This window comes from Anaeromassilibacillus sp. An200, from assembly GCF_002160025.1.
In the GTDB taxonomy this organism is placed as follows: Bacteria; Bacillota; Clostridia; order Oscillospirales; family Acutalibacteraceae; genus Caccousia; species Caccousia stercoris.
In genome coordinates this window covers 111,063-126,834 of the sequence record NZ_NFJU01000007.1, presented here as the reverse complement: position 1 = coordinate 126,834, position 15,772 = coordinate 111,063, and the positions used below count along the sequence as shown (strand labels likewise).

The following is a 15,772-nucleotide window of genomic DNA, read 5'->3' as shown; positions in this document are numbered from 1 at the left end:
TAATATGCTTTAGCGAAACGACAACCCCCGGCTAGGCCGGGGAGAGTAAAAGAAATTATATAATGAAAAAACCTTCTGGTAAAATAAAGTTGCGGTCGGTCAACTGCAACAATAAAAACCAGGAGGTCTTTTCGATGAAAGAAAAAGATATAGAAAGTTTGCAGCACACAACATGGAGATGTCAATATCATGTGGTATTTGCCCCAAAATATCGCCGGATGGCAATATACGGCCAAATCAGGAGAGATATTGGACAAATACTTCGAAAGTTGTGTGAACAAAAGGGGGTAGAGATCATAGAAGCACAAGCATGTCCGGATCATATTCATATGCTCATCAGTATCCCGCCAAAATATAGTGTATCACAAATTATGGGATATCTCAAAGGAAAAAGCAGTTTAATGATTTTTGACAGACATGCAAATTTGAAGTATAAATATGGTGACAGACATTTCTGGGCAAGAGGATATTTCGTAGATACAGTAGGACGAAATAAAAAGCAGATACAAGAATACATCAAACAGCAATTGGAGACGGATCAGATAGCAGATCAAATGAGTTTAAAGGAGTTCATAGACCCGTTTACGGGTAGCAAGAATACCAAGGCATAAAAATAACGCCCCTTCAGGGGCCAGCCATGAGTCAGCAATGCAGTTGGCCGACCCATTCGTGGCCCCTTTAGGGGCGTTGTCTGTACCATGCCCTTCTAGGGCTTTCCCAAGCCCCCGGCTTTGCCGGGGGTCATGACTTGGATTACGGAAAATATTAATAAGGATATGGTTTACAGATCCAAAGTATTAATGTGTGCCTTGTTGGAATTGATGTTTTATTGTATACTATAAAAGGAGCACATGGCAAGATTTTGTACTCGCGGATCGCGGGTGTTGACTAAAATGGTGGGGACTTTAGCCCTTTATCATTCTTTAATCGTAAACAGGGATAGATACTTTTGCTGCATAATGAGTTGCCATGTGCTCTTTGATTAGGAGAGCATATTATGAAGCCATTTTGTGATATTGCTTCAAGAAATGAATTGGCAGATTTTTTGGAAGTTCCTCGGAAAGCGTTGACATATGTTTTATATGTAAAAAAGTAGAAAACTTTTATACTTCATTTGGAATATTAAAGAAAGATGGAAATATTCGTACAATTAAAGCTCCATCAAGTGAATTGAAATCCATACAGAAAAAGTTGGCGAGCAAATTAGAGAGCTGTCAACGAAATATTTGGACAGGTATAGGCGTAAATTCCAATATTGCCCATGGATTTAAAAAAGGGAAAAGTATTGTAACAAATGCTCAAATACATAGAAATAAAAAATATATACTAAATATTGATCTTCAGGATTTTTTTGATAGTTTCCATTTTGGTCGGGTTAGAGGTTTTTTTGAAAAAAACAGAAATTTTGCTTTGCCGATAGAAGTTGCTACTGTAGTTGCACAGTTAACATGTTTTGAAGGATGTTTACCGCAGGGGGCGCCAACCTCACCCATCATTACAAATCTGATATGCCAAATTTTGGATAATAGATTGCTTAAGCTTGCAAAGAGATACAAACTTGATTATACAAGATATGCTGATGACTTGACATTTTCGACAAACGACAAAGCATTTGTTGAGCGTAAAGATGAGTTTCTTTGTGCAATTCAAAAAGAAATTGAACGTGCTGGCTTTAAAATTAACGAAAAGAAAACGCGGTTGGTATATAAAGATTCACAACAAAAAGTGACAGGTCTTGTTGTAAATCAAAAAGTAAATGTTGCGCAAGATTATTATAGAAAGACAAAGGCAATGGCGCATTCACTTTATAAAAAAGGTGAATTTACTATAGACGGACAAGCAGGTACAATCGAGCAATTAGAAGGTCGTTTCTCTTTTATAAACCAACTGAACTGTTATAATAATCAACACGATGGAGAGAAGCACGAATTTGGTCTTTTAAGTGGAAGAGAACGGGAGTTCAAACGGTTTTTGTTTTATAAGTTTTTTTATGGAAATGATATTCCAATACTTGTGACAGAAGGAAAAACAGATGTCCGGTATTTAAAAGCTGCACTGAAATCTTTGTATAACGAGTATCCTAATCTTATTACCAAATCTAAAGATGGAAAATTTAGATTTAAGTTTTCGTTCATGAAACGGACAAAAAGGCTGCGATATTTTTTAGGTGTCCAAGCAGATGGAGCGGATACAATTCAAAATATTTATAAATATTTTGTAGGTGGAAAAGGGAGGGAAAGTAAAAATTATCCAAATTATTTTGCCTATTTTTTGAGAATGGGAACGCAACCTAAGGCACCAGTGATTCTTTTGTTTGATAATGAATTGGAAAGTAAACGACCATTAAGAAAATTCTTGAACGAGCAAAAGTTTTCAGAAACTCAAATAGACCAATTGCGAAATGAATTATGTCTAAAAGTGTTTAATAGTGGAAAACTATATTTATTAACGAATCCTTTAGTTTTAGAAAAAACTGAGTGCGAAATTGAAGATTTATTTTCGGAAGAAACGCTTAATCTTCTTATAGGTGGAAAAAATCTGTGCTTAAAAGATAAGTACGATACCGAAAAATATTATGGTAAGGAAATTTTTTCCCAATATGTGTTGAACCACTTTGAGCAGATTGATTTTAGTGGTTTTCGTCCCTTGTTGGATAAGCTAAGTCTAATTGTTCGACAATGATTTCTTCATGCTGGGAAAGGAAATTCAAATATTTTGGGAAATACTTGCTGTTTGTTTAAATAAAATAGTGTGCGCATACAGGTGTCGGAATTTTATTGACATCAATGGGAAAACATGATATTCTGAAAAAGCGAAAGCTATATTTTTCCTTGTGGGTGAGATAAACAAGGGGAGATATAGCTTTTTTTATTTTACCAGAGAAGAAAAGAGGAATCCGGAGAATGCAGCAAACGTTTATGAAAACCAGACCTGTCCTGCCGTTGGTCTTGTCCATGTCTTTTCCAATGGTACTGTCCATGATGGTAGCGTCTTTGTACAACATTGTTGACAGCTATTATGTGGCCCAGATCAGTGAAGACGCCATGACGGCACTGTCGCTCGTATTTCCCATACAAAACCTGATCAATGCGGTTACGATAGGATTTTCGATCGGTGCAAACGCTGTCATTTATTACCATCTGGGAGCACAGGAACATCAGAAAGCGAATGCTGCCGCTGCGCAGAGTATCATCTGCAATATCATCCATGGGATTGTTCTGACGATTGGATGTATCCTGGTGATCCCGTTTTTTCTCCGTCTGTTTACTACAGATGAACAGGTGATCGATCTGGGGGTACGGTATTCCAGAATTGCCGTTGCTTTTGCCGTGATTGTGGCTCTTTCCATGTCGATGGAGAAGATTTCTCAGGCTGTCGGAAAGATGCTGATGACCATGGTCTGCATGATGTCAGGCTGCGTGGCAAATATCGTTTTGGATCCCCTCTTGATTTTTGGCTGGGGGCCTTTCCCGGAAATGGGAATTGAGGGCGCGGCTTTCGCAACGGGGATTGGTCAAACTCTGAGCTTGGTGCTTTATGTGCTGTGCTATGGAATTGGAAAATTTCCGGTGCGCCTTTCTTGGAAAGCGTCTGCATGGGATTGGAACTTAACGAAAAAAATGTATTCGATTGGTATTCCCGCAACCCTGAATTTGGCGCTTCCTTCTTTGCTCATTTCGTGTTTGAACATTATTTTATCCGCCTATTCGCAGGTCTATGTTTTGGTTTTGGGGGTCTACTATAAACTGCAAACTTTCCTGTATCTGCCCGCAAATGGAATTGTTCAGGGAATGCGTCCCATCATTGGGTACAATTTTGGAGCAAGGGAATACGGCAGAGTCCAAAAAATCTACCGTGTGTCGCTAGTGCTCTCCGCCTGCATTATGGCGGTGGGGACGGCGCTCTGTTGCTGATTCCCGGCCAGTTGATCGGATTGTTCTCCACCAACCCGGAAACGATTGCGGCAGGAAGCATTGCTTTGCGCATTATCAGTGTGGGATTTATGGTTTCTTCTGTGTCCGTCATTTCCAGCGGGGCCCTGGAAGGTTTGGGAATGGGAAGCCCCTCTCTGGTGATTTCCCTGCTCCGGTATACGGTGCTGATTATTCCCGCCGCTTTTCTTTTGAGCCATTTTTTGGAAGCGGTTGGTGTATGGCATGCGTTTTGGATTACCGAAATGGCTGCCGCCATCCTTTCCTATTATCTTTATAAGAAAAGGACATCCGTTCCTCATGATCGCGGCGAAAAGGAAGCGGAATAAAGTCGGCTGTTACAGCGCTTCAATGGAAATTCCCGGATAGTACCAGTGCAGAATTTCCTCCCAGGAGGCCCCCTGCTCCGCCATATACTGTGCTCCGACCTGGCTCATGCCCACGCCATGGCCATAGCCGCACACAGTGAAGGTGAAGCTGTTGTCCGCGAACGTAAAGGTGAAGTTTTGGGAGCGCAGGCCGAGGGCGGAGCGGAATTTTCCGCCGTCCATCGATACGCCGCCCACGGTCAGCGAGAGAACGGAGCCAGAGCCCGTCCGCTGCAAATCTGTCAGCCAGGCAGCCGGATCGTCTCCAAACGTCAAGGAGGCATCCGCGGAGAGGAGGGAGGTTTTGAGCTCCTCCGCGCTGAACACGGCGGAGGTTCGGTAGCCCGCGGCGTAGCAGTCACCCGGGCTGGCCACGGGAACCAAATAGCTGCGCTCGCCGCCCCAGATATCCGCGGAGCTCTCCGTCACTCCGGCGGAGATGGCGTAAAAGACCGCGTCGATCAATTCGCCCCCGCTGCGCAGCACCAGCCCATTGACAGCGTGGGCCGCCTCATCCAGCTTGGCATAGTATTCTTCATAGCGATCCCCGTACCGGCTTTTCATCAGCTCGGGCGTGACATATTTTTCCCCGATGGAAAGGTTTGCGGAAAAATCGGCGCCTTTCAGGGCCGGATCGGGGGACTGCTCCTGCTGCTCGCGCAGGCGGGCGTAGTAGGTGTAGGCCGCAGCTGCCTGAGCTTTGAGCGCTTCCAGCTCATAGGAGGGGGGGATCTCCGCCGCCGCGCCGCCGCGCAGGAATTCCAGGCGGCTGACATGGATCACATTCCCGGTCGAGGTGTCAAGGATGGCGAAGTCATCCTCTGTGTCTCCGCTTTCCGGCTCGGGAGCGGGGGCGGCGGAAGAGGTCTCGCCGCTGTTCTCTTCATGAGGGGCTCCTCCCATGGCAAACAGAGGGATCACAAAGAGCAGCAGTGCGAGAATCAGGCATTCCACAACATTTCTTTTCATAGGCTCCTCCTTTTTTCTTGCATGGGGAATTTACAGAAATAAGATTTGATTATTCATAATTTCCGCTATAAATTTTATTTTTTCGGTCATATGGCAGAAAAATGCAATTTCAAGAAAATAAAATTGCATTTTGAAGGGAAGAATGATTGACTTTGCAGGTTGTGTGCGCTACAATAAAGAGCATATCGCTTTGATAGAATAAAGAAATAAAGTCGCGCCCGTTGCAGGGACGAGGAAGGGAGAGCTCAAGGATGGAGAAACAGGTGAAGGGGAAGACGCGGCAGGAAACGCTTGCGGATCTGTGCGAGGAATTCCGTGCGAACAACAAGATTGCGCCGGAAAGCTTTGATTTGTACAATGTCAAGCGGGGCCTGCGCAATCCGGACGGAACAGGTGTGATGGCTGGTCTGACCCTGATCTGCAACGTGCACGGTTATCTGATCGACGACGGGGAGCGCATCCCGGACGAAGGCCGGCTGACTTACCGCGGCATTGATGTGTGCGACATTGTGGAGGGCTGCGCGAGGGAAAACCGTTTTGGCTTTGAGGAAGTGTCCTGGCTTCTGCTTTTCGGCAAGCAGCCCACACGGGAACAGCTGGAGCGTTTTTCCGCGGTAATCAACAGCTACCGTGAGCTCCCGGAATATTTTGCTGAGGATATGATCATCAAGGCTCCGTCGCGCAATATCATGAACAAGCTGGCACGCTCAGTTCTTGCTTTGTATTCCTATGACGACAATCCGGATGATATTTCGCTGGAAAACAATATGCGTCAGTCGATGCAGCTCATCGCCCGCTTGCCTACCATCATGACGTATGCCTATCAGGTCAAGCGCCGCCATTACGACAAACAGAGCATGTTCTTCCATCCGCTCAATCCGGAGCATTCCACAGCGGAAGCTATCCTCAACGCGATCCGTCCGGACCGGCAGTTTACCGACGAGGAGGCAAAGCTTCTCGACCTGTGCATGATGATTCACGCGGAACACGGCGGCGGCAATAACTCCACCTTTACGGCCCGCGTTCTGTCCTCCACGGGGACAGACATCTATTCGGCGATTTCCGCTGCCATCGGTTCTCTCAAGGGGCCGCGTCACGGCGGCGCCAATCATCGCGTCATGATGATGATGGGCGACCTGATGCAGAATGTGAAGGATTGGGAGAGCGACGCGCAGGTGAAGGATTACCTTGCTAGAATTGTACGCAAAGAAGTGGGCGATCATTCCGGCCTGATCTATGGAATGGGTCATGCCGTTTACACCATTTCCGACCCGCGCGCGGTGATTCTCAAGCAGAAGGCGAGAAAGATCGCGGGCGAGCGCGGGATGCTGCGGGAGTTTGACCTTTTTGAGCGTGTGGAACGGCTGGCTCCGGAGGTCTTTGCCGGTGTGAAGGGAGATTCCAAGGTGATCTCCGCCAATGTCGACTTCTATTCCGGCCTGGTGTATGAGTGCCTGGGGATCCCGAGCGATCTCTACACGCCGCTGTTTGCCGTGTCCCGCATCGCGGGCTGGTGCGCGCACCGGATCGAGGAGATTGAGACGTGCGGCCGGATCATGCGTCCGGCTTATCGTTCCCTGGCCCAGCAGAAAACCTATATTCCGCTGGACGAGCGCAGATAAGCTCCGCCGCGTCCATTTGGCGGCCCGGTTTCCGGCTTTTTTCCATCGTTTTTTCAGAAAAAGACGGTGCGGCAGAGCGGGAAGCCGGGCCGTTCTTGCGCATGTGAGGGATTTTTTTTCATGGAAAAATTATAATTCTATAAAAGAAATATACCTTTTCCCGGGCAGAGTATAATAGCAGAAGTATCAAGAAAACGGGAGTGTCGCCCATGATTACCAAACGCATTTGGCGTATTTTCTGGATTACCCTTGTCATTGCCCTGCCCGTGCGCCTGTACCAGACGCTCTTCCTTCTGGAGGCGGACACGGGTTTTTATACAGACGGCTATCTGACGACGGCGATCGTCTTTATCGCCTTGATGGCGGGCTGTGTTCTGCTGTATGCCGACACCGCCCGAAGCCCCGCGCCCGTGCCGGAGCTGCCGCTGCAAAGCCTGCCCACCGCGGCAGCGGCGATGTTTACGGGATTTTTATTCTGCGGACAATCTCTGTTCAGCCTGCTCGGTGTGCCGAGCGTGGAAAATACGGTCATGAACGGGATTCTCGCGGCGGCGGGGATTCTTGCGGGCATCATCCTGCTGCTGCAGGCCTACGGCCATGCTGTGGGGAAGAATTTCTGGCGGAACCATCCGATTCCCGCCCTGCTGCCTCCCCTGTGGGGCTGTGTGTGTCTGGTGGCGCTGTTTATCACCTATTCCGGCTCTGTGAACATCGCGGAAAATGTGTATGACACCTTCTCGGTGGTGTTCCTTCTGCTCTTTTTCTTCGCCTATGCGAAGCTTCATGCGGGGATCGAGCCTGAGCGGAGCGCGCGGGATGCTGTGCGCTTCGGCCTGATGGCGATCCAATTTGCTGTGGTGACGGTGGTGCCGGAGCTGGTGCTGCGGGTGATGGGCGTTTCTCCCGTGACCTCCTATCCGTTCGGCATGTATCTGATGAACGGCGTGGCGGCGCTGTTTGCTTTCTTTTTCCTTCTGACCCTGCACCGTGCAAAGCCCGTTTTGCAGCCCGTGCAGGAGGACGAACCGGAAGAGGAAGAGGAGAACGCTTCCAGCGACGAGACGCAGGACTTTGCCGATCGGCTGAACGAAGCGTATGGGGCGACGGAAACCTTCCTGCCGAGGGAAAAAAGTCCCTTCCCGAAAAATAATTCTGAAAATGACCGTTAAATTTATATCAACCTACTTGTAAATTCCCAGCAAATGCTATAGAATAGAGACAAGCCTAAGAAAAATTTTTCAGGAGGTATTTGTGTTATGGCTATTAAAGTTGGCATCAATGGTTTCGGCCGCATCGGCCGCCTGGTGTTCCGTGCCGGACTGAGCAACCCGAATATTGAGTTTGTGGGGATCAACGATCCTTTCATGACCCCCGATTACATGGCGTACATGCTGCGTTATGATACCATGCATGGCCAGTACAAGGGCGACATCAAGTATACCGACAACTCCATCATTGTCGACGGTAAGGAAGTCCGCTTCTTCGCCTGCATGAATCCTGAGGAGATTCCGTGGGGCGAGGTTCAGGCCGAGTATGTTGTCGAGTCCACCGGCGTGTTCACCGTGATGGATAAGGCGAAGGCTCACCTGAAGGCCGGCGCCAAGAAGGTTGTCATCTCCGCTCCTTCCAAGGATGCCCCGATGTTCGTTATGGGCGTGAACCAGGACAAGTACACCACCGATATGGATATCGTGTCCAACGCTTCCTGCACCACGAACTGCCTGGCTCCGATTGCCAAGGTTCTCAACGACAACTTCGGCATTAAGGACGGCCTGATGACCACCGTTCACTCCACCACCGCTACCCAGAAGACCGTTGACGGTCCTTCCAAGAAGGACTGGAGAGGCGGCCGTGCCGCTGCCGGCAACATCATCCCCTCCACCACCGGCGCTGCGAAGGCTGTGGGCAAGGTTATCCCCGAGCTCAATGGCAAGCTGACCGGCATGTCCATGCGTGTTCCGACCCTGGACGTTTCCGTTGTTGACCTGACCGTCAACCTCGAGAAGCCCGCCAAGTACGAAGAGATCTGCGCCGCCATGAAGAAGGCCTCCGAGGGCGAGCTCAAGGGCATCCTGGGCTACACCGACGAGATGGTTGTTTCCTCCGACTTCCTGGGCGATCCGCACACCTCCATCTTCGACGAGCAGGCCGGTATTGCTCTGACCGACACCTTTGTGAAGGTCGTCTCCTGGTACGACAACGAGTGGGGCTACAGCAACAAGGTTCTGGAGCTCATCCAGCACATGTACACTGTCGACCACAAGTAAGAATTTCTGTCGGGAAGGTTTTCCGCAAAGATGGATCACGACGTTTTTGCGGTCTGACCGTTTCTGATGCAAGTGCCCCTTTCCGGAGCTTCGGTTCTGGAAAGGGGCACTTTTTTGTTTTATTGCAAAAAAGTCTTTCTTTTTTTATTTAGTTGATGTATCATCTATTTAGAGAGAGGAGGGCATACGATGGATGTGACAGAGAGGCGGATCACAAGGATTGCCCGTGGGGTCGGAATTTTCACCCACCAGATCATGCGGCGGATGGGCATCGGACCCTCGGAACTGGATGTGCTGCTCTATGTGCGATGGCATCCGGGAACGACGATGACAGAGCTGTGCCGGAGGCTGGAGATTGATAAAGGAGCGGCGGCACGCCAGCTGGCCAGCTTGCAGGCGAAGGGATATCTGCGGCGGGAGCCGAACCCGGCGGACGGGCGCAGTCAGCTTTTGTTTGCCACGGAAAAAGGTGACGCCCTCCGGAGTTCCAAGCAGCATCTGGAGGAACTGTTTTATGAGTGGCTTCTGGAACCGCTTAGTGAGGAAGAGCAAAAGGAATTGGCCCGGCTGCTGGAGATTGTAGAGCGCCGCTGCTGGGAGGAGCGTCAGGCGGATTTTCCGCATGTCCGGGAGCGGTTTTTGGAGGAAGAGAAGCGACATGCGGAACAAGAGCCGCAGCCAGAGAAGAAGGGAGGAGAGTAAGACATGCGCCTGATCCTGCACTACATGAAGACCTATTCGCATAAAATCACGCTCTCCATGGTCATCAAGCTTCTTGGCGCTGTGACGGAGCTTCTGATCCCCTATATTCTGGAATACCTGATTGACGAGGTGGTGCCGCTCGGAAAAATGGAACAGGTGCTTTTGTGGGGTTCACTGATGATTGTTACCGCGCTCATCACCCGGCAGCTCAATGTGCTGGCCAACCGGATCGCGGTCGACAATGCGCACCGCGTCTCTTACGACATCCGGCAGGCTCTCTTTACCAAAACGGCAAACCTCTCCGGCGCGCAGTTCGACGCATTCGGCCTGCCGAGTTTGATCAGCCGCATGACGAGCGACAGCTACAATGTGCAGAGCTGTGTCCAGTCGCTCCAGACCATGTGCGTGCGTGTGCCGATCATGCTGCTTGGCGGTATTGCTGTCACGCTGATCATGGATCCCGTTCTGTCCAGCATCCTGTGCATCATTACCCCCATTCTGATTGTCGTCGTCCTGGCGGTTTCCCGGTATGGCATCCCGCTGTACCGCAAGGTGCAGGAGCGTCTGGATGATGTGGTGCGGACCATGCGCGAGGATATCACCGGGATCCGCGTGGTCAAGGCGCTTTCCAAGACGGAATATGAAAAGGGACGCTTCGACCGCTATAACGGGGCGATGACAAAGGCGGATATCAAGGCCAGCACCATCATGGCCATTCCCGGCCCATTCATGCAGATGTGCCTGAATGTGGGATTGACGTTGGTGGTATGGATCGGTGCGCTTCGCGTCGACGCAGGGCAGATGAAGCCAGGTGTGATCCTTGCCTTCCTGACATATTTCAATATGGTGATGCAGGGCGTTATGGGTATCAACCGTATTTTTATGATGACCAGCAAGGCCACAGCTTCCGCCAACCGGATCGGGCAGGTGCTGGCCACGGATGTGGATCAGCGCATCCTTTCTCCGAAGGAGGCAAGACACCCGGCAGGGGATGAATTTATCCGTTTTGAGCATGTGAATTTCAGCTATCCGGTGGCCGGGGAGAGTCAGGAACATTCCCTTGCGGGGGAGGAGCGGGAGCAGTGTCTGTACGACATCAGCTTTGCACTCCGGCGAGGAGAAAGCCTGGGTATCATTGGCCCCACGGGCTGCGGCAAAACAACGATCATCAATCTGCTCATGCGCTTTTACGATGTAGAGGACGGCGGTGTGTTTGTTGACGGCCGGGACGTGCGCACCTATGAGAAGGATGAGCTGCACCGCCGCTTCGGCGTGGTGTTTCAGAACGATATGGTGTTTTTCAACTCGCTGCGGGAAAACATCCGGTTTGGCCGCGATCTTGACGAAGCCGCCCTGATGCGCGCGGTGGAGGACGCTGTCGCCGCCGAGTATATAGATTCACTGGAGGAGGGCCTGGATTACCAGGCGGATATCAAGGGAGCGAACCTTTCCGGCGGCCAGAAGCAGAGGCTTCTGATTTCCCGCGCGCTGGCGGGGGATCCGGAGATCCTGATCCTGGACGATTCCTCCTCGGCACTTGACTATAAGACGGACGCGGCTCTGCGCAAAGCGATTTTTGAGCATCACCGGAATTCGACCACCATCATGGTGGCTCAGCGTGTGAGCTCGATCCAGTCGATGACCCACATTCTGGTGATGGATAACGGGCACTGCATCGGCTACGGCACGCACGAGGAGCTGCTGCAAAACTGTTCGGCCTATCAAGAGATTTACCAGGCGCAGATGGGCGCACTGGCATAAGGAGGAGGGAAAGCAATGCCGCCCGGACCCCCAAGAGGAAAAAAGGAAAAACCAAAGGACGCAAAGGGAACGCTGCGCCGCATTTTTCAGTATATTATGAGCTACCGTGTCGCGGTGGCAGCCCTGCTGCTTTGTACTTTTGCCAGCAACATCGGCAATCTGCTCGGCCCGACCTTTGCGGGAAAGGCGATTGGCGCGGCGGTTGGAAAAGGACAGGTTGATTTCGATACCGTGGCCTATTATGCCTGGTGTATGCTGATCGCTTATGTGTTCAGCAATCTCATGTCTTTCCTGGTCAACCAGGCTATGATGCGTATTGGCCGCCGGATCGCCAACAAGATGCGCCGCGATGTGTTTGCCAAGCTGATGGCTCTGCCGGTAAGCTATTTTGATCGCAATCAGGCGGGCGATATCATCAGCCGCGTCTCCTACGATATCGATGTGGTGACGACAAGCATTTCAGCCGATCTTGTACAGATCCTGACAAGTGTTGTCACCGTGGTTGGCTCGTTCGTGATGATGTGCATCATTTCCGCGCCGATGACCGCCTGCCTGTGCATCCCGATTCCGCTTGCCATCTTTTTCACCCGCTACATGGGAAAGCGCACCAGGCCGCTGTATTCCAAACGCAGCGCGGCTTACGGAAGGATGAACGGCTATGTGGAGGAAATGTTTTCGGGGCAAAAGACGATCCTGGCCTATGCCTATGAGGATGACGTTTGCGAAGAATTCAGCGGCATCAACCGGGAAGCCGCTGTGGCATACCGGAATGCCGATTCACTTGGCATGACAACCGGCCCGACGGTTGGTATGATCAACAATCTGGGCCTGTCGCTCATCGGCATGGTGGGGGCGGCCCTCTACATGCTTGGTATGGCGGGGATGGAGCAGATCTCCTCCTTTGTCCTGTATTCGCGTAAATTCAGCGGCCCTATTAATGAGATTGCAAACATCATGAATGAGATTTATTCCGCCCTTGCAGCCGCGGAGCGCGTGTTTACGCTGCTGGATCAGCCGGAAGAGCCGGCAGATCTTCCCGGCGCACAGGTGCTCGGACAGGTGCAGGGGGATGTTGAGGCACGTCATGTCAGCTTCGGCTATCTGCCGGGGAAAATTGTTCTGCACGATCTGAATCTCAAGGCAAAGCCCGGACAAACCGTTGCTATTGTGGGCCACACCGGTGCGGGCAAGACAACGATCATCAACCTGCTCATGCGCTTTTACGATGTGAATGCAGGTGAGATTCTGGTCGATGGCAAGGAGCTGCACGAGGTGACGCGCGATTCCCTGCGCCGGGCCTACGCGATGGTTTTGCAGGATACGTGGGTATTCCAGGGGACGATCTTTGAGAACATTGCTTACGGCAAGGAGGGGGCGACCAAGGAGGAAGTAGTCGCCGCGGCCAAGGCCGCTCGCATCCATCACTATATCATGCGTTTGCCGGAGGGCTACAACACAGTGATCAGCGAGGATGGCGGCAATATCAGCAAGGGCCAGAAGCAGCTTCTGACGATCGCCAGAGCTATGCTGTACAATACGCAGATGCTCATTCTCGACGAAGCGACCAGCAATGTCGACACAAACACGGAGCGCGAGGTGCAGCGCGCCATGCAGGAGCTGATGAAGGGGAAAACCTCTTTCGTGATTGCTCACCGTCTGTCCACCATTCAGCATGCCGACAATATTCTTGTGATGGAACACGGCGAGGTGGTGGAGCAGGGTACACATGAGGAGCTTATGCGGAAAAAGGGAACATACTACAGGCTATATGCAGCTCAGTTTGAGTGAGTTTTCGAAATCTTGCGGTTTTTTCTTAAAAAGAAGCTCTTTTGATACGTATTTATTAATAAATTGCGAAATCTTTAAAAAACAGTTGCATTTGAATCCCATAATCTGTTATCTTGTTCTTGGATCTCTTTCGATGAAGTCTGACAGCGAAAGAGACTTTTTGGGGAAGGAAGATGAAAAATGCAGAAAATCCGGGATTTGCTGAAAGCAAAAGCAAAGGATAACTGGGGGCAGGGTCCTTTGACCTTTGCCTTTTTGGGCGACAGCGTGACGCAGACCTGCTTTGAGCTGTATAAGAAATCCGATGGTTCCATCGATGCTTATTACGACGCAGAAGCCGCTTACCATCATTATCTCAAGCGGATGCTGGCCCTGCTGTATCCCAGTGTGCCGGTCAATATCCTGAATGCAGGGATCGGCGGCGACAATGCGCCCCATGGCCTGGAACGTTTGGAGCGCGATGTGATTGTGCATCACCCCGATCTGGCGGTGGTCTGCTATGGCCTGAACGATTCCTGGGGCGGCCTGGATGGCCTTTCCACTTACGGAGACGCGCTGGGAAAGATTTTCGATCGTCTCCAGGAAGCGGGGATTGAAACGCTCTTTATGACGCCCAACATGATGTGTACGGAGATCAGCTGCCATCTGGAGGACGAAACGATCCTTGAGATGGCAAAAGGAGCCAGCGAGCTGCAAAATTCCGGGGTGATGGACCAATATATGGAAACGGCCAGAAAAGTCTGCGCCGAGCACGGCGTGCCGGTCTGCGACTGTTACGCGCAGTGGAAAACGATGCACGAGGCCGGGGTGGACACGACGGAGCTGCTTGCGAACCAGCTGAACCATCCCACCCGGGAGATGAACTGGCTCTTTGCCGTTTCGCTTCTTCATTCCATTTTCAACGAACCGTAAGAAAAAATGGGCGGATCGCTTGCGAAAAGCGTCCGCCCGATGATCTGCTTAAACACAGAACCTACATTATTTGAGGAATACTTCGATAACAGGAACGAGCACATTCGGCTCCACGACAGGAAGCTTGACGGCAAGAAGATCGTCGCGCTGTGTGCAGCCCTCGCTGAAATGGGAGATCTGCCTTTCTTCAAACAACAGCTCGCTGCCGTCGTGCAGGAATTGCATGTAATCCACCTTTCCTGCAAACCCGTTCAGTTCCAGGTACTGATAGGGATACTCGAACAAGTGGATATACAGCCGTTTTCCGTCCTCGCTCTGGGTAAGTTTGCAGCCGTTCGGGCAGAGGGCGAGATATTCCGGCTCTGCCATGGTGCAGCCATAGATGGAACGGCTGTTGTATTTCATCCAGTCGGCGTAGACCTGAAGCGCCGCTTCGGCACGGCTGTCGAAGTAACCGCGCGAGGTGGGGCCAACGTTCATCAGAAGGTTTCCGCCGATGGAGACGGTGTTGATCAGCATCTGGATCAGCATTTTGGGGGATTTCCACGTCATTTCATCCCGGTAGTAGCCCCAGGAGCCGGAGAAGGTCTGGCAGGCTTCCCAGGTGACCAGTTCGCCGGTTTCCTTATGGCGCGGCCATTCCAGCAGCTGATACTGCTCCGGCGTCCAGAGATCCTGCTCAATTTGCGCCCGGTTGTCGATGATGATTCCAGGCTGAAGCTTTCTTGCGACGGCGATCAGCTCCTCGGATTCCCACTCATCTTTTCCCTTGCCGCTCATCCAGTCGGGGAAGTTGGGCTGTTTGTCATAGGAAAAATCGAACCAGAGAATGTCGATTTTGCCATAGTTGGTGAGCAGCTCGGTGACCTGGTTGCGCATATATTCGGCATACCGGTGCATATCCTGTCCTTTGGACTGCTCATAGGCGTCGGGATCGTCGCGGCGCGGGTGGAGATGGTCGATGGGGAAATCCGGATGATGCCAGTCGATCAGAGAATAGTAAAAGCCGATGTGCAGCCCCTCGGCGCGGAAAGCGTCCACATATTCGCGGATCAGATCCCTGCCCGCGGGCGTGTTGGTGCATTTGTAGTCGGTATACTGGGAATCGAACATGCAGAAGCCCTCGTGATGCTTGGTGGTCATCACGGCATACTTCATTCCGGCGGCTTTTGCCTGCCTTGCCCATTCTTTAGGATCGTAGAGATCGGGATCAAAATACCGGAAGTATTGATCGTATTTCTCTTCCGGGATTTTCTCATTGGTTTTCACCCATTCGTGACGCGCCGGCATGGAATACAGGCCCCAATGGATGAACATGCCGAAACGGTCATGGCGAAACCACGCGGTGTCGCCCGGGGTGCTTTTTGTAACATAGCTGGACATAAGACGTCTCCTCTCCCTTGCGGTTGGGGACGAAAGCGTTTCGCTCCCCCTTTTACCGTAATGATACT

13 protein-coding genes are annotated in these 15,772 nt (G+C 50.9%); 11 read left to right on the top strand and 2 right to left on the bottom strand.

Annotated elements, in window-relative coordinates; all coding sequences use genetic code 11:
- Positions 1-134: 134 nt before the first annotated feature.
- From tnpA to B5F35_RS19575, 4 genes are all read left to right on the top strand, one after another.
- Positions 135-611 (top strand): IS200/IS605 family transposase, encoded by a 477-nt coding sequence (gene tnpA / locus B5F35_RS05475; protein ID WP_087238841.1) that lies wholly within the window; start codon positions 135-137, stop codon positions 609-611.
- Between the two features lie 421 nt (positions 612-1,032).
- Entirely contained in the window at positions 1,033-2,682 is a 1,650-nt protein-coding gene (locus B5F35_RS05470; protein ID WP_206424019.1) for a retron Ec67 family RNA-directed DNA polymerase/endonuclease, read from the top strand.
- A 221-nt stretch (positions 2,683-2,903) separates the two neighbouring features.
- Positions 2,904-3,914, top strand: a complete 1,011-nt coding sequence (locus B5F35_RS05465; protein ID WP_442856430.1) for an MATE family efflux transporter — start codon at positions 2,904-2,906, stop codon at positions 3,912-3,914.
- Positions 3,908-4,261 carry an MATE family efflux transporter gene (locus tag B5F35_RS19575; protein WP_442856429.1) on the top strand — a complete coding sequence of 118 codons (354 nt, stop codon included), beginning with the start codon at positions 3,908-3,910 and terminating at the stop codon, positions 4,259-4,261. The genes B5F35_RS05465 and B5F35_RS19575 overlap by 7 nt, the downstream gene beginning before the upstream one ends.
- 9 nt (positions 4,262-4,270) lie before the next feature.
- On the opposite strand, the gene B5F35_RS05460 is transcribed toward B5F35_RS19575, so the two are convergent.
- Positions 4,271-5,269, bottom strand: coding sequence for a SpoIID/LytB domain-containing protein (locus B5F35_RS05460; RefSeq protein WP_087238839.1), 999 nt, complete (start codon positions 5,267-5,269; stop codon positions 4,271-4,273).
- 251 nt (positions 5,270-5,520) lie between these two features.
- On the opposite strand from B5F35_RS05460, the gene B5F35_RS05455 reads away from it, so the two are divergent.
- The 7 genes from B5F35_RS05455 to B5F35_RS05425 all read left to right on the top strand — a co-directional run bounded on the left by B5F35_RS05455 (position 5,521) and on the right by B5F35_RS05425 (position 14,321).
- Positions 5,521-6,891, top strand: coding sequence for a citrate/2-methylcitrate synthase (locus tag B5F35_RS05455; protein ID WP_087238837.1), 1,371 nt, complete (start codon positions 5,521-5,523; stop codon positions 6,889-6,891).
- Positions 6,892-7,100: 209 nt separating this feature from the next.
- A complete protein-coding gene (locus tag B5F35_RS05450; protein ID WP_087238835.1) occupies positions 7,101-8,060 on the top strand; it encodes a hypothetical protein in 960 nt (319 codons plus the stop codon).
- An 87-nt stretch (positions 8,061-8,147) separates the two neighbouring features.
- Positions 8,148-9,158: a type I glyceraldehyde-3-phosphate dehydrogenase gene (gene gap, locus B5F35_RS05445; RefSeq protein ID WP_087238833.1), complete on the top strand. Its 1,011-nt coding sequence runs from the start codon at positions 8,148-8,150 to the stop codon at positions 9,156-9,158.
- Positions 9,159-9,347: 189 nt separating this feature from the next.
- On the top strand, positions 9,348-9,860 hold the full coding sequence (locus B5F35_RS05440; RefSeq protein WP_087238832.1) for a MarR family winged helix-turn-helix transcriptional regulator: 513 nt from the start codon (positions 9,348-9,350) through the stop codon (positions 9,858-9,860).
- A gap of 3 nt (positions 9,861-9,863) precedes the next feature.
- Positions 9,864-11,621: an ABC transporter ATP-binding protein gene (locus tag B5F35_RS05435; protein WP_087238830.1), complete on the top strand. Its 1,758-nt coding sequence runs from the start codon at positions 9,864-9,866 to the stop codon at positions 11,619-11,621.
- A gap of 15 nt (positions 11,622-11,636) precedes the next feature.
- Positions 11,637-13,409 carry an ABC transporter ATP-binding protein gene (locus tag B5F35_RS05430; protein ID WP_087238828.1) on the top strand — a complete coding sequence of 591 codons (1,773 nt, stop codon included), beginning with the start codon at positions 11,637-11,639 and terminating at the stop codon, positions 13,407-13,409.
- A gap of 180 nt (positions 13,410-13,589) precedes the next feature.
- Positions 13,590-14,321: an SGNH/GDSL hydrolase family protein gene (locus tag B5F35_RS05425; RefSeq protein ID WP_087238826.1), complete on the top strand. Its 732-nt coding sequence runs from the start codon at positions 13,590-13,592 to the stop codon at positions 14,319-14,321.
- 66 nt (positions 14,322-14,387) lie between these two features.
- Here the strand turns inward: B5F35_RS05425 and B5F35_RS05420 are convergent, their stop codons facing one another.
- Entirely contained in the window at positions 14,388-15,704 is a 1,317-nt protein-coding gene (locus B5F35_RS05420; RefSeq protein WP_087238824.1) for an alpha-L-fucosidase, read from the bottom strand.
- Between the last annotated feature and the right edge of the window lie 68 nt (positions 15,705-15,772).

Excerpts from the sequence above, each read along its gene's own strand:
- B5F35_RS05450 (WP_087238835.1), top strand. The coding sequence starts at position 7,101 with ATGATTACCAAACGCATTTGGCGTATTTTCTGGATTACCCTTGTCATT.
- B5F35_RS05425 (WP_087238826.1), top strand. The coding sequence starts at position 13,590 with ATGCAGAAAATCCGGGATTTGCTGAAAGCAAAAGCAAAGGATAACTGG.
- tnpA (WP_087238841.1), top strand. The coding sequence starts at position 135 with ATGAAAGAAAAAGATATAGAAAGTTTGCAGCACACAACATGGAGATGT.
- B5F35_RS05465 (WP_442856430.1), top strand. The coding sequence starts at position 2,904 with ATGCAGCAAACGTTTATGAAAACCAGACCTGTCCTGCCGTTGGTCTTG.
- B5F35_RS05440 (WP_087238832.1), top strand. The coding sequence starts at position 9,348 with ATGGATGTGACAGAGAGGCGGATCACAAGGATTGCCCGTGGGGTCGGA.
- B5F35_RS05430 (WP_087238828.1), top strand. The coding sequence starts at position 11,637 with ATGCCGCCCGGACCCCCAAGAGGAAAAAAGGAAAAACCAAAGGACGCA.
- B5F35_RS05460 (WP_087238839.1), bottom strand. The coding sequence starts at position 5,269 with ATGAAAAGAAATGTTGTGGAATGCCTGATTCTCGCACTGCTGCTCTTT.
- gap (WP_087238833.1), top strand. The coding sequence starts at position 8,148 with ATGGCTATTAAAGTTGGCATCAATGGTTTCGGCCGCATCGGCCGCCTG.
- B5F35_RS05435 (WP_087238830.1), top strand. The coding sequence starts at position 9,864 with ATGCGCCTGATCCTGCACTACATGAAGACCTATTCGCATAAAATCACG.
- B5F35_RS05420 (WP_087238824.1), bottom strand. The coding sequence starts at position 15,704 with ATGTCCAGCTATGTTACAAAAAGCACCCCGGGCGACACCGCGTGGTTT.
- B5F35_RS05455 (WP_087238837.1), top strand. The coding sequence starts at position 5,521 with ATGGAGAAACAGGTGAAGGGGAAGACGCGGCAGGAAACGCTTGCGGAT.